The sequence below is a fragment of the Mycobacterium colombiense genome, assembly GCF_001665835.1.
Taxonomy (GTDB): domain Bacteria; phylum Actinomycetota; class Actinomycetes; order Mycobacteriales; family Mycobacteriaceae; genus Mycobacterium; species Mycobacterium colombiense_A.
In genome coordinates this window covers 64,501-77,388 of the sequence record NZ_LZSX01000080.1, presented here as the reverse complement: position 1 = coordinate 77,388, position 12,888 = coordinate 64,501, and the positions used below count along the sequence as shown (strand labels likewise).

Annotated in this window: 17 protein-coding genes; 9 read left to right on the top strand and 8 right to left on the bottom strand. The window is 67.1% G+C overall.

Annotated elements, in window-relative coordinates; genetic code table 11:
* Positions 1 to 5: 5 nt before the first annotated feature.
* Together A5760_RS19495 and guaB are read right to left on the bottom strand one after the other, a co-directional pair.
* A complete protein-coding gene (locus tag A5760_RS19495) occupies positions 6 to 1,133 on the bottom strand; it encodes a GuaB3 family IMP dehydrogenase-related protein (protein ID WP_064883752.1) in 1,128 nt (375 codons plus the stop codon).
* A gap of 7 nt (positions 1,134 to 1,140) precedes the next feature.
* Entirely contained in the window at positions 1,141 to 2,736 is a 1,596-nt protein-coding gene (gene guaB / locus A5760_RS19490) for an IMP dehydrogenase (RefSeq protein ID WP_064883750.1), read from the bottom strand.
* A gap of 160 nt (positions 2,737 to 2,896) precedes the next feature.
* Here guaB and A5760_RS19485 point away from each other — a divergent pair, with 160 nt between their 5' ends.
* Positions 2,897 to 3,310, top strand: coding sequence for a DUF5319 domain-containing protein (locus A5760_RS19485; protein ID WP_007773416.1), 414 nt, complete (start codon positions 2,897 to 2,899; stop codon positions 3,308 to 3,310).
* 6 nt (positions 3,311 to 3,316) lie between these two features.
* On the opposite strand, the gene A5760_RS19480 is transcribed toward A5760_RS19485, so the two are convergent.
* From A5760_RS19480 to A5760_RS19470, 3 genes are all read right to left on the bottom strand, one after another.
* Positions 3,317 to 4,090: an anti-sigma-D factor RsdA gene (locus tag A5760_RS19480; protein WP_196772137.1), complete on the bottom strand. Its 774-nt coding sequence runs from the start codon at positions 4,088 to 4,090 to the stop codon at positions 3,317 to 3,319.
* Positions 4,077 to 4,655: a sigma-70 family RNA polymerase sigma factor gene (locus A5760_RS19475; protein WP_040630965.1), complete on the bottom strand. Its 579-nt coding sequence runs from the start codon at positions 4,653 to 4,655 to the stop codon at positions 4,077 to 4,079. Before A5760_RS19475 ends, A5760_RS19480 begins: the two co-directional genes overlap by 14 nt.
* Positions 4,656 to 4,745: 90 nt before the next feature.
* On the bottom strand, positions 4,746 to 5,570 hold the full coding sequence (locus A5760_RS19470) for a hypothetical protein (protein ID WP_064883746.1): 825 nt from the start codon (positions 5,568 to 5,570) through the stop codon (positions 4,746 to 4,748).
* A 360-nt stretch (positions 5,571 to 5,930) separates the two neighbouring features.
* On the opposite strand from A5760_RS19470, the gene A5760_RS19465 reads away from it, so the two are divergent.
* The 5 genes from A5760_RS19465 to A5760_RS19445 all read left to right on the top strand — a co-directional run bounded on the left by A5760_RS19465 (position 5,931) and on the right by A5760_RS19445 (position 8,877).
* On the top strand, positions 5,931 to 6,239 hold the full coding sequence (locus A5760_RS19465) for a WhiB family transcriptional regulator (protein ID WP_064883744.1): 309 nt from the start codon (positions 5,931 to 5,933) through the stop codon (positions 6,237 to 6,239).
* 278 nt (positions 6,240 to 6,517) lie between these two features.
* Entirely contained in the window at positions 6,518 to 7,309 is a 792-nt protein-coding gene (locus tag A5760_RS19460; protein WP_082279541.1) for a Rieske 2Fe-2S domain-containing protein, read from the top strand.
* Positions 7,306 to 7,791 carry a hemerythrin domain-containing protein gene (locus A5760_RS19455; protein ID WP_064883738.1) on the top strand — a complete coding sequence of 162 codons (486 nt, stop codon included), beginning with the start codon at positions 7,306 to 7,308 and terminating at the stop codon, positions 7,789 to 7,791. Before A5760_RS19460 ends, A5760_RS19455 begins: the two co-directional genes overlap by 4 nt.
* A 100-nt stretch (positions 7,792 to 7,891) precedes the next feature.
* Positions 7,892 to 8,077: a hypothetical protein gene (locus A5760_RS19450; RefSeq protein WP_064883736.1), complete on the top strand. Its 186-nt coding sequence runs from the start codon at positions 7,892 to 7,894 to the stop codon at positions 8,075 to 8,077.
* Between the two features lie 41 nt (positions 8,078 to 8,118).
* Entirely contained in the window at positions 8,119 to 8,877 is a 759-nt protein-coding gene (locus A5760_RS19445) for a superoxide dismutase family protein (RefSeq protein ID WP_064883734.1), read from the top strand.
* A gap of 64 nt (positions 8,878 to 8,941) precedes the next feature.
* On the opposite strand, the gene A5760_RS19440 is transcribed toward A5760_RS19445, so the two are convergent.
* Positions 8,942 to 9,484, bottom strand: coding sequence for a TetR/AcrR family transcriptional regulator (locus A5760_RS19440; protein ID WP_231122680.1), 543 nt, complete (start codon positions 9,482 to 9,484; stop codon positions 8,942 to 8,944).
* A 159-nt stretch (positions 9,485 to 9,643) separates the two neighbouring features.
* On the opposite strand from A5760_RS19440, the gene A5760_RS19435 reads away from it, so the two are divergent.
* Positions 9,644 to 10,072 (top strand): tautomerase family protein, encoded by a 429-nt coding sequence (locus A5760_RS19435; protein ID WP_064883732.1) that lies wholly within the window; start codon positions 9,644 to 9,646, stop codon positions 10,070 to 10,072.
* A gap of 53 nt (positions 10,073 to 10,125) precedes the next feature.
* Positions 10,126 to 10,656 carry a DUF302 domain-containing protein gene (locus A5760_RS19430; protein WP_064883730.1) on the top strand — a complete coding sequence of 177 codons (531 nt, stop codon included), beginning with the start codon at positions 10,126 to 10,128 and terminating at the stop codon, positions 10,654 to 10,656.
* Positions 10,657 to 10,663: 7 nt separating this feature from the next.
* Here A5760_RS19430 and A5760_RS19425 read toward each other — a convergent pair whose 3' ends face one another.
* Positions 10,664 to 11,074, bottom strand: a complete 411-nt coding sequence (locus A5760_RS19425) for a Rid family hydrolase (RefSeq protein ID WP_064883806.1) — start codon at positions 11,072 to 11,074, stop codon at positions 10,664 to 10,666.
* Positions 11,075 to 11,164: 90 nt separating this feature from the next.
* Between A5760_RS19425 and A5760_RS19420 the strand changes: the two genes are divergently transcribed.
* Positions 11,165 to 11,566, top strand: a complete 402-nt coding sequence (locus tag A5760_RS19420; RefSeq protein WP_064883728.1) for a hypothetical protein — start codon at positions 11,165 to 11,167, stop codon at positions 11,564 to 11,566.
* A gap of 7 nt (positions 11,567 to 11,573) precedes the next feature.
* Here the strand turns inward: A5760_RS19420 and A5760_RS19415 are convergent, their stop codons facing one another.
* The gene (locus A5760_RS19415) at positions 11,574 to 12,782 is read right to left on the bottom strand and encodes an FAD-dependent oxidoreductase (RefSeq protein ID WP_082279539.1); all 1,209 of its coding nucleotides are present in this window, start codon (positions 12,780 to 12,782) and stop codon (positions 11,574 to 11,576) included.
* Between the last annotated feature and the right edge of the window lie 106 nt (positions 12,783 to 12,888).

The following is a 12,888-nucleotide window of genomic DNA, read 5'->3' as shown; positions in this document are numbered from 1 at the left end:
CCGGGTTAGCTACCGACGGTCAGGCCGACCTTCTGGAACTCCTTGAGGTCACAATAGCCGGCCTTGGCCATCGACCGGCGCAGCCCGCCGACCAGGTTGAGGCTGCCGAACGGGTCGTCGGACGGGCCGTTGAGCACCTGGTGCAGCGGCGGGCGCTCGCCGACGGCGATCTGCAGCAGCGCACCGCGCGGCAGCGACGGGTGCGCCGCGGCGGCCGGCCAGAACCAGCCCTCGCCCAGCGCCTCGGCGGACTCGGCGAGCGGCGTGCCCAGCACCACCGCGTCGGCGCCGCAGGCGATCGCCTTCGCCAGCTCGCCCGAGGTGTGGATGTCGCCGTCGGCCAGCACGTGCACGTAGCGGCCGCCGGTCTCGTCGAGGTACTCGCGCCGCGCGGCGGCGGCGTCGGCGATCGCCGTGGCCATCGGCACGCTGATGCCCAGCACCTCGTCGCTGGTGGTCACTCCCCTCGTCGCGCCGTAGCCGACGATGACGCCGGCGGCGCCGGTGCGCATCAGGTGCAGCGCGGTGCGGTGGTCTTGCACGCCGCCGGCGACCACCGGCACGTCTAGCTCGGAGATGAAGGTCTTGAGGTTCAGCGGTTCCCCGTCGCTGGCCACCCGCTCGGCCGAGACGATGGTGCCCTGAATGACCAGCAGGTCGATGCCGGCCTGCACCAGCACCGGCGTCAGCGCCTGGGCGTTCTGCGGGCTGACCCGCACCGCGGTGGTGACCCCGGCCTCCCGGATCCGGGCCACCGCGGAGCCCAGCAGGTCCGGGTTGAGCGGGGCCGCGTGGAACTCCTGCAGCAGCCGGATCGCCGCCGACGGCTCGGGTTCCTTGCTGGCGGCCTCGACCAGCTGCGCGATCTTGGACTCGACGTCGGCGTGCCGCCCGATCAGCCCCTCGCCGTTGAGCACGCCCAGGCCGCCGAGCTTGCCGAGCTCGATCGCGAACTCCGGCGACACCAGCGCGTCGGTCGGATGCGCCAGCACCGGGATCTCGAACCGGTAGGCGTCTAGCTGCCAGGCGGTCGACACGTCCTGCGACGAGCGGGTGCGGCGGGAGGCCACGATGCTGACTTCGCTCAGTTCATAGCTGCGACGGGCGACGCGGCCCATCCCGATCTCGACCATCTGGGCCTCAGCGTGCGTAGTAGTTGGGGGCTTCGACCGTCATGGCGACGTCGTGCGGGTGGCTTTCCCGCAAGCCCGCCGCCGTGATCCGGACGAACTGCGCCTGTTGCAGCGCCTCGATGCTCGGCGAACCGGTGTAGCCCATCGCCGCGCGCAGGCCGCCGGTCAGCTGGTGGATCACCGAGGACAGCGGGCCGCGGAAGGGCACCCGGCCCTCGATGCCCTCCGGCACCAACTTGTCCTCCGAGAGCGCGTCGTCGGCGAAGTAGCGGTCCTTGGAGTACGACTTTCCGCTGCCCGAACCCCGGCCGGCCATGGCTCCCAACGACCCCATCCCTCGGTAGCTCTTGAACTGCTTGCCGTTGACGAAGATCAGCTCGCCGGGGGCCTCGGCGGTGCCCGCCAGCAGCGAGCCCAGCATGGCCGTCGACGCGCCGGCGGCCAGCGCCTTGGCGATGTCGCCGGAGTACTGCAGGCCGCCGTCGGCGATCACCGGCACGCCCGCGGGGCCGCAGGCCGCGACCGCCTCCAGAATCGCCGTGATCTGTGGCGCGCCGACGCCGGCCACCACCCGGGTGGTGCAGATCGAGCCGGGCCCGACGCCCACCTTCACCGCGTCGGCGCCGGCGGCGACCAGGGCCGTGGCCGCCGAGCGGGTGGCGACGTTGCCGCCGATCACCTCGACCTTCTCGCCCACTTCGGCCTTGAGCTTGCCGACCATGTCGAGCACCAGCCGGTTGTGCGCGTGCGCGGTGTCCACGATCAGCACGTCCACCCCGGCGTCGACCAGCATCATCGCGCGTACCCAGGCGTCACCGCCGACGCCGACGGCGGCGCCGACCAGCAGCCTGCCGTCGCTGTCCTTGGTGGCCAGCGGGTGTTGTTCGGTCTTGACGAAATCCTTGACGGTGATCAGACCGGTCAGCCGGCCGTGGCCGTCGACGATGGGCAGCTTCTCGATCTTGTGGCGCCGCAACAGGCCCAGCGCCGCGTCGGCTGACACGCCCTCCTGCGCGGTGATCAGCGGGCCCTTGGTCATCACCTCGGCGACCTTGCGGGTCTGGTCGACCTCGAACCGCATATCGCGGTTGGTGATGATGCCGACCAGCGAGCCCGATTCGTCGACCACCGGCAGGCCGGAGATCCGGAACCGCGCGCACATCGCGTCGACCTGGGCCAGGGTGTTGTCCGGGCGGCAGGTGACGGGGTCGGTGACCATGCCGGCTTCGGAGCGCTTGACCGTCTCGACCTGGCCGGCCTGTTCGGCGACGGGCAGGTTGCGGTGCAGCACGCCCATGCCGCCGGCCCGGGCCATCGCGATTGCCATCCGCGACTCAGTGACCGTGTCCATCGCCGAACTCACCAGCGGTACTTTGAGCCTGATCTTCTTGGTGAGCTGGCTGGAAGTGTCCGCGGTTGCGGGGACGACGTCGGAGGCCGCGGGCAGCAACAACACGTCGTCGAACGTCAGCCCGAGCATGGCAATCTTGTGCGGGTTGTCACCTCCGGTGGGCACCGGGTCGTCGACCAGGCCACCCACCCGCACATACGCACTGCCGACGAGGTCAGAGCTGTCTTCCAGGTGGGACGTGCCACGGGTCATCAGTGGGGCCCTCCATACGATGCGGCGTGAGAGACCCATCCTATCGGCTCGCCTCCCGCTGTCGTTCGCTTGCTCGGGCGCGCCGCGCTCATAAACGGCGCGGCATGGCGGACGGCTCCCTGCTGGCGTTATCCCGGGCGGGCTGCGTAGGCTAGTGGACGTGCGCGACCACCTCCCACCGGGTTTGCCGCCCGACCCATTCGCCGACGACCCCTGTGATCCGTCGGCGGCACTGGAAGCCGTCGAGCCGGGCCAGCCCCTGGATCAGCAAGAGCGGATGGCCGTCGAGGCCGACCTTGCCGATCTGGCCGTGTACGAAGCGCTGCTGGCGCACAAGGGTATTCGCGGACTCGTGGTGTGCTGCGACGAATGTCAGCAGGATCACTACCACGACTGGGACATGCTGCGCGCCAACCTGCTGCAGCTGCTCATCGACGGCACCGTGCGTCCGCACGAGCCCGCCTACGACCCCGAGCCGGATGCCTACGTCACGTGGGATTACTGCCGGGGCTACGCCGACGCCTCGCTCAACGAAGCGACGTCAGACGCCGACGGTTTCCACCGCCGGCACTGATTCGGCTCACTGATTCGGAGCTAACGGCGCCACCGGGGGTGGCGTCTGGCCGTGATGGTGATGCTTGCCCACTGATGGACTCGGCGGCGGGCTGAGCGGCGCCGGTGTCGCGTCCTTCGACGGCGCGACCGACGCGGCGGGCGGCGCCGCCGGAATCGCGGTGGCCGGCCCGGGTGGGGCCGCCGGTGGCGAAGCGACCGGCAACGTGGCGTTCGGGTCGCGCGCATCGACCTTGGCGTTCAACAGCTTCAGCTGATTCATCAGGTCTTGTTTGCTGGCCGGGTCGTCGATCGACTGCACCAGGCTGCTCACCTCGGTCAGCTGATTCCTGGCCTGGTCCCACTGACCCCGGTCGATCGATTCCTGGACCTTGGCCAGGTCGGCCTTGGCGGCCAGCATCTCCTGGCTTCCGTGCACCTGGGGCTGGTCGAAGAACATCGCGTGCAACCCGTACAGGCTGCCGCCGGGCCGGGCCTCGACCACCATGGCGCCGAATCCACTGAGCGCCATCAGCGCCGCGGCGACCGAGCCGACGACGGCCAGGCCACGATGGCTGCCGCGCCGGCGCTCGGCCAATCCGGTGCGCAACGCGTTGACGGCCTCTTCGGGCGTCACCAGCGCGCTGGCAGGCGGCCATCTCAAGTTGTCGCGCCAGTCCTCCAGCAGGCCGGTCAGCACATCGGCGTCGGGGTCCTCGACGTCCACCGGCCGGCGCTGGGCGAGCGCATCGAGCAGCAGGTCGGTGCGGGCGAATTCGTCCAGGGATTCAGGCACAGTCACCTGCCGCAATCATTTCGGACTTCAGCCGCGACAGCGCGCGGTGCTGGGCGACTCGGACCGCCCCGGTGGTACTGCCGACCGCGGCCGCGGTCTCCTCGGCGGACAGCCCGACGACGACGCGCAGGATCAGGATCTCGCGCTGCTTGGCGGGCAGGATCTCGAGCAGTTCGCTCATCCTGCTCACCGAATCGGCTTCAATCGCAAGCTGTTCGGGTCCCGCGTCGTTCGACCAACGGTCGGGAATCGTTTCGGTGGGATAGGCGAGGTCGCGCCCGGCGGCCCGGTGGGCGTCGGCGACCTTATGGGCCGCGATGCCGTACAGGAACGCCAGGAAGGGACGCCCGCGATCGCGATAACGCGGCAATGCCGTGATAGTCGCCAAGCACACCTCCTGTGCCACGTCGTCCGCTGACAGGCCACCCCGATCGACGGTGCCGACACGCGCTCGGCAATATCTCACGACGATCGGACGGATGGTCTCCAGCACCTCCCTCAATGCGTTGTGGTCTCCGGTGACGGCCTGGGCAACCACAGCGTCGAGACGTTCCCCTGCTGGAATTGTCATCGACGGTGATATCTCCAACGTTACGAAGCGGACACATCGCGGGCCAACTGGGCTAACTAACGAAATGACAATAACGGGCGAAGGGCCGTTTCAAGCGGAACGCCACGTTCCACCGGCGCGCCGCACCTGGCCTGCGCAGACATCTCGGATTTCGTGCAGCTGATGTGCTGGAAACGTGACACTTTCGATATCGATCAGCAAGCAGGCCAGCGCCCAACGAAGTGGTAGCAGCCCTAATTGGCCGGTGGTCGCCAGCGCGGCGTCGGCGACCGTACGGGCGCGCTCGAGGTTGCCCGCGCAGCACAGCGCGGCGGCCAGCACGACTTCGCTTTTGACCCGGTGCCGCGGCGACGGGGCGGTCATGGCCGCAGCCAGGTCGACGCCTTCGCCGGCGTGCCGGACGGCGGCGTCGCCGTCGCCGCGGGCCATCGCGAGCTCGGCGGCCACCCAGCGGCGGCGCACCGGCAGCCGGTCGGGCAGCGCGGATTTGGGCGACGCCAGCAGCGGGTCGGCGCGCGCCAGCAGCGCCGCCGCGGCCGCGAAGCGCCCGACGCCCAACGCGTCGGCGGCCAGCCCGATGAGCGCGTCGGCGCCCGCCTCGGGGTCGCCGTCGGCCAGCGCCAGGGCGCGCCCGTCCCAGCCCCGGGCCACGGTGTGCCAACCGAGTTGGCGCAGGAACGACCCATGCGTGCTGTAGCCCAACGACACGAGCCGCCCGGCGGGCGCGCTACGCCGCAGCACCGCGAGGTCGCGGAAGGCGGCGCCGTAGCGACCCTGTCCCCCGGCCGCCACGGCGCGCAGCCACAGTTGGGTCGGCGTAGTCGCCGACGGCAGCGGCCAGCTGCCGGGCCGATCGCCAAAGGCGGCGTCGGCCAACCGCCGTCCAATCAAGGAAGTGTGACGAGTTTCAATCACAATGATGTAGTAAACAGTTTGTGGTCTTCATGTTACCGAACCGTTAAGCACTATAGCCCATGGATAAATTCGCCTTATCCCTCTACCGCGCGCTGAGCTGGGAAATCTCGTTTCGGCCAACGGCCTGGTAGCACGGCATGGGTTTCGCAATTTCATTCGAGGTGAACGTAAAGTTAATTCTGCTCCAACCGGCACATATTTTGCCGGGCTAAGTGGCTATTGACGGAAATTCACCGTCCCCCCTAACGTCTACGCATGACGGGTAGTCATCGGTGACCCCCACTCCACTTAATTTAAGTTGCACCCAACCGCTTTCACGAACCTGACCTCGAGCGAGCGGTGCAGAGAGGGACAGAACCAATGCCACAGCCGGAACAGCTACCCGGACCCAACGCCGACATCTGGAATTGGCAACTGCAGGGCTTGTGCCGCGGCGTTGACTCATCGATGTTCTTCCACCCCGACGGTGAGCGTGGCCGGGCCCGCATGCAACGCGAGCAGCGCGCGAAGGAAATGTGCCGGCAGTGCCCGGTGATCCAGGAGTGCCGCTCGCACGCCCTCGAAGTCGGTGAGCCCTACGGGGTTTGGGGCGGTCTGTCGGAGTCCGAGCGCGACCTGTTGCTCAAGGGCGACATCGGGCGCGGTCGCACCATCCGCCGCTCGGCCTAGACCCACCAACGCCCTGGCCACTCGTCGCGGTTGAACACTCCGCGGTGCCAATCCGTGTCCTAGTCATGGACCCGGCCGGTTGGCCGCTGTCCTAGTCGACGCGGCGTCGAGCCCGTTGCGTCACGCCGGCTCTGGCATACCGGAGGGACGCCGTGGTGAATCGATGGCAGCATTTCGAAGATCGGATCCGCAGTACCGGCTTAGCCGTGCGCACGGCCCTGGGACGACAGGCGTGGCTGGACCGGCCGAGTTATCGGCTCGAGCACGCGCTGACCTTCCTGTTCGCGGCGATGGGGCGGCACCGCGATCGAGTCAGCAACGCGTTGCATGGCACCTGGCTCGGTCATCCGCTGCACCCGGCTCTGACGTCGGTGCCGACCGGCGCGGTGGCGACGACGCTCGTGATGGATGCGGCCAGCGTGCTTTCAGGGGGCGCCGCCCGGCTGCGTGAGGGGTCCAGGTTCGCGTTGGGTGTCGCGCTCGCGGGAAGCGTCGGCGCCGCCGCCACCGGGGTGACCGACTGGCAGCACACACATGAGCAATCGCGTCGGATCGGCCTCGTCCATGGCGCGGTCAACGCCATCGCAACCGGGCTGTATGCGGCGTCGTGGTGGGATCGGCGCCGCGGCCGTGATCGGCGCGCGATGGCGAGCAGCGCGCTGGGCTATGGCCTGACCCTGGGTAGCGGCTACCTCGGCGGGGCGTTGGTGTTCGGATCGGGCATAGGTGTGGACCGCTCCGGCGCGCGGCTGGGTGGCGACCGCTGGACGCCGGTGCTGCCGGCCGCCGCGCTCGATGGCCAACCACAGCGGGTCGCGGTCGACGGTGTCGGCATGGTTCTTTATCGCAACGACGGCCAGGTCGTCGCGGTCGGTGAGCATTGCCCGCACCTCGGCGCGCCGATGAGTGACGGGTGGATCGACCGCGGTCGCATCGTCTGCCCCTGGCATGGTTCCAGGTTCGCGTGCCAATCGGGCGAGGTGCTGCGCGGACCGGCGACCGCGGCGCTGCCGCATTACCCCGTGCGGATTCGCGACGGGCGCATCGAAGTACACGGAATGATGAAATGAATGCCTACGAGGTCCTTTTCGAGCACCATGACGTCTTGCGCGGTCTGTGCAGGAAGATCACCGACATACCCGCGAATACCTACGAGCGGCAAGACGCGCTCGATGAACTGCTGATCGAACTCGACATCCACATGCGCATCGAGGACGATCTGTTCTATCCGGCGGTCGCGGCGGCCAGCAGCCTGGTCGCCATCGCGCATGCTGAACACCGGCAGGTGTGGGATCAGCTGGCGGTGCTCCTTCGCACGCCGCCGGCGGCGCCGGACTACGCCGACGAATGGCACTCGTTCGTGACCGTGCTGGACGCCCACGCCAGCGAGGAGGAACGCGACTTATGCCCGGCCCCAATAGATCTCAGCGACGCGATGCTCGATGCGCTGGGAAACCGGATGGCAGGGCGCATTGCCCGGTTACGTCAATCCCCCATCAACAAGTTCCGCGTCCGCAGTCGCAAGGCCATGCTGACCTCCCTCAGGGCGTAGTGGTGAATGTACCCGGCTTTCGGTTCTGTCCGCGTTCGTTCGAGGATTACTGTAGCTAGGTGTTCAGCGAACGTGGGCACACAATCGGAGGGGAACTCGGATGGCCGACAAAGTGTCAGATCGCGCTATTAACAACGTCTTTGAGGCGGTGAACACGACGGCGACGCATTTCGGCCGCATCGTGGGCCTGATCGTCGGCGCGGCGGGGCGTGCCGCGCACGAGGTGGTGGACCTGGTCTGGGACTACCGCGACCTGGCGAGCGAGGTGCGCAAGCCCGCGAAGTAGGTCGCCGTTTCGGTGCGGGTCAATGTGGGTAGGCACCGCAAATGAACAAGGCCGCATGCTTCGCGGTCGCGGCGCTGACCGCGACCATCGCTCCGCTCGTCGCATGCTCGAACCAGCAAGGCAGCCAGCCCAACACCTCGCCGCTGACCAGCTCGACGCCCGGTGCGGAGCGGCTGACCACCCAGCTCAAGACCGCCGACGGCAGCCCGGTGGCCAACGCCACCTTCGAATTCGCCAACGGCTACGCGACGGTGACCGTGGAGGCCGGCCCGAATCAGGTGCTGAGCCCCGGGTTCCACGGGCTGCAGATCCACGCGGTGGGCAAGTGCGAGCCCAATTCGTCTGCCCCGAACGGAGGCTCGACCGGAGACTTCGACTCCGCCGGAAGCGTCTACCAGGCGCCCGATCACACGAGTTATCCCGCCAGCGGCGACCTCACCGCCTTGCAGGTGCGCTCCGACGGCTCGGCGAAACTGGTCACCACCAGTAACGCGTTCACCTCCGCGGACCTGAGGAACAGCTCGGGCACCGCGCTGATCCTCCACCAGACCGCGGACAATCTGGGCAGCACCGCCCCCACGGCTGATTCCGGCAAACGGTTGGCGTGCGGTGTGATCGCGGCGTCCTCGTCGACGACCTCGTCAACCACCAGCGTCACGACCAGCACCACCACCACCGTGGTGCCGCCGGCGTCGACGAGCACGAGCACCAGCACCGTGACGGTCACCAGCACCCCGACCACGACGTCCGCACCGACCACGACCGTGACGACCCCGCCCTACTATCCGCCGGGGCGCTGACGCGCAAGCCACCATGAAAGGGAACACCCCCGATCCGCAAGGGACCGGGGGTGTTTCGCGTCGCCTAGTCGGCATCGGCGACTGCGGTCAGTTGGGCGATGGCCGTGTCGAACGGCTCGGGGCTACGCAGGGCGCGGCCGAGGATGAGCGCCCCCTCCACGTTGGTCCACACGCTCGTTGCCAGCTGAACGGCCCTGTCGTGGCTCAGGCCTTTTTCGGTGAGCCGGGCGGCCAGCGTGGTGATCAGATCCTGGAAGGCGCGCCGCGTCACATCGCTGAGTTGATCGGAGGCGGGCGTCGACTCGATGACGATGGGCGCGACCGCGCACCCCTCGCGGTAGTTGCTTGAGACCAGTTCGTCGCGTTCGCGGCCGATGAAGGCCGCGATCAGTTCCGTCGGGGTGCGGGTGGTGGCCGCCGCGCGGTTGATGTCCGCGATGCGGTCGGCCGCGTGCAGGATTGCGACCTCCGTGGCGAGCTCTTCCTTTCCACCGGGGAAATGAAAGTAGATCGAACCGCGCGGGGCGGCGCTCTCGGTGACGACATCGGACAGGGCAGTGCCGAGATAGCCGTGTTCGCGGAACAAGCGGCGCGCGGCGGCAGTCATTCGTTCCTTGCTATCGGTCTTCCTTGGCATGTCGTCCATCATACATAGTTCTTGCACTTGATCGAAGTTCGCAGTAGCGTGGGCATTAGTCATAAGTATGACGCCCGACATAGTATGGACGTCGCCGGAGCCCCGGCTCCGGATTACGGAAGGAACAACATGCCCGTCTACCAGTGCTACAGCGCGAGGGGTCTGTTGACCCGGGCGGCGAAGGCCAAGATCGCCGAGGAAATGACCACCATGTACTGCGACGCCACCGGGGCGCCGGCGGCATGGGTCAAAGTCCTGTTCCACGAGTTGCCCGAGGGCGAGTGCTTCGCGGCCGGCAAACCGGCAACGCAGTCGTTGATTCTGGGCATCACCCGTCACGGACGTGACCTCGAAACGCGTCAGGCAATGGTGCGTGAGCTCGCACAGATCTGGACGCGTAATTCAGGCCAGCCGGAAGCCGACCTGTGGATCTCGGTGAGCGAGATCGATTACACGAATGTCATGGATGCCGGGTTGTTCATTCCGGGGCCCGGCCACGAGCAGGAGTGGTTCGAGGAGAACCGGACCAGGCTGGCCGAATTGGGAATCGCGTCCTGACAAGCGCTGCCTTCCAAGGCATTTCGATAAACCAACTGCAACGAGGAGATACCATGACTCAAACACTTGAGACGGTCTCGCACCAGGTCGACCGGTTGACGGTCCGGATCGATGACACGTTCGACGGGTTCAGGGATCGCTATGAGCAAGCGGTGCCCGTGTTCCAGAGCGAACGATTCGACTCCCTCATCGAACGCGATGTCGACTGGCAGACCGTTCTAGAGGCCACCGCGGCGAACGCACCACACGACTTCATTCTCTACTGGTCGCACGACTTCACGTCGCTGATGCGGCTGGCCGGGGACCGCGGCCGTTGCGTCGAGTACCTGATGGGCAATCACACCATCGCGCAGAAGATGTACCGCTACAACCCCGCCATTCTGCTCTATGCGCCGTTACGCACCGCCATTGTGGAGGACGCCGACGATGCCACGTGGTTTACCGTCGACCAACCCAGCACCCGGTTCAGCAGCTTCAGCACACCCCAAATCACCACGGTAGGAATCGAATTGGATCACAAGCTGGCCGCGTTACTGGAGCACCTCGGCGCCTCCGTGCCGGCCGGGCTCACCGCACCGCACTAGTCACGGCTCATACGATGGCGGTGACCTGAATCTCGACGCGCATCTTCGGACCCGCCAATGCGGCGACGCCGATGCACGTCCACAAGGGTGCGTGGTCGCCCATGCGCCAGCGGAACTGTTCGACCATGGTGTCCAGCTGCTCGGGCCCGATCTGGCCAGCTGCGTCGGGCAGGTGGTACGAGTGCACGTGCACCACGTCGCGCCAGGAGGCTCCGGCCGTCGCCAACGTCCGTTCGACGTTGTCGAAGGCCTGAATGATCTCGTCGCGCACTGACTCGGGATAGCGCCAGTCCTCGTCCCACCCTCCTTGACCGGCCGTCTCCACCCGGTCCCCGTGCCGAACAACCTGTGCGTAGTGGAACTCCCGGAGCTGATGGTCGCCATAGCCGGGAGTGACAGAAAATATCGGCTTACCCATGCGTGCCATCTTCGTCGCCGACCGCGTCACAGGTACTCGCTTGGCAGGCAATCCACCGCGCGCGCCGCCGGACGCCCCTAGTGTGCTGACATGCAGACGCTGCTGTTCACGCTCGGGCTTGTCTTGTTCTTGCTCGGGCTGCTCACCGGGTTACCCCTTCCCGTATTGAAAAACCCGCGCATGGCGCTATCGAGTCACCTCGAAGGGGTCCTCAACGGCATGTTCCTCGTGTTGCTGGGCCTGCTCTGGCCGCACCTCCACCTGCCCGACGCCTGGGGCATCGCGGCCGTCGCGCTGATCGTCTACGCCGCCTACGCGAACTGGTTGGCGACGCTGCTCGCGGCGGCATGGGGTGCCGGCCGCAGACTCGCGCCGATCGCGACCGGCGACCACGCGGCCTCGGTGGGAAAGGAGCGGATCGTCAGCTTCCTGCTGGTGTCCCTGACGCCGTGCATCGTGGTGGGCGTCGGGATCGTCATCGCCGGGCTTTGACGACGCGCTACAGCGCATGTACGTCGGGCGTGCGGACATGCTCGGGACGGAAACCGCGCCCGACCAAAATCGGCGGAATCGCTTGCAGCGGACCAAAACCCACGATCTTCGGCACCCGGATCGGTGACAGGTCACCACTCAAGTTGGGCGCGATCGCATTGTCTTGCATCAGCACCTGGAAAGCCTGGACGATCCGGGTGGGCAGTTCGCGGCGCCCCTGTACCTTAGCGAGATCTCTGTCGGTCAGCCGACCATCGCGAAGCGGGGCGCACAAGATGTTGGCCGCGGCCACCGCATCGGCGACGGCGAGGTTGATGCCGACGCCCCCCGCAGGCGACATGGCATGCGCGGCATCACCGATGCACAGCAACCCGGTACGCCACCACGTCTCGAGCCGGTCCACCCGCACATCGAGCTCACTGGTGTCGTCCCACGAATTCAGGTCGTTGACGTGCTCACGCAGGCGCGGTTGCGCGGTGACGATCCGCTCCTTGAACTCCTCCAGGGATCCGTCCCTGGGGTTCGATCCCTTCGGCATCAGATAGGCGATCTGCCAGTAATCGCCCCGGTAGATCATCGCCATCATCAGACCCTTACGCAGCACCGCGAACAATTCCTGTGGGTCGCCGGGGCGCCATTTCAGCCGGAACCACAGCACGTCCATCGGGGAGTGCGCCTGCGCGATCGGCAGTCCTGCCGCCGCGCGCACCGCGGACTTGCGTCCGTCCGCGGCTATCACCAGCTCGGCGCGCACCTCCAGATCCGGCGTACGCACCCCGATCACCCGGTCGCCGTCGAACACCAGGCCGGTGACCTCCGCGTTGCGGACCAGGGTGAATTCCGGGTAGGCAGAAGCCTTTTCGGCGATGAAGTCGAGGAAATCCCACTGCGGCATCATGGCGATATATGGCTGTCTGAAACCGAGCCGCTTGAGCACTTTGAAGTTGCCGAAGGTGCGAATCGAGCCGTCGGTGTCGAAGGCGACGCGGTCGATCTTGGTGTGCGGTAGCCGCAGGAACTCGTCGATGAACCCCAGCTCGTCCATGATTCGCAGGGTGGTCGGGTGCACGGTGTCGCCGCGGAAGTCGCGCAGAAAGTCATTGTGCTTCTCCAGGACGACAACCCGGATTCCGGCCCGCGCCAGCAGCAGGGCGTGAACCACGCCGGCGGGACCACCGCCGACGACACACACCTGGGTTCCCATCACTTGCGTCATCGTTTATGACACTCCTCGTGGAGTACGGCATACGAGTGCAGACTACCTAATCGACACCTTTGCGACGTCGTCGCCGACGCGTTCGTGCGTGCCGTCGCGACGTGGC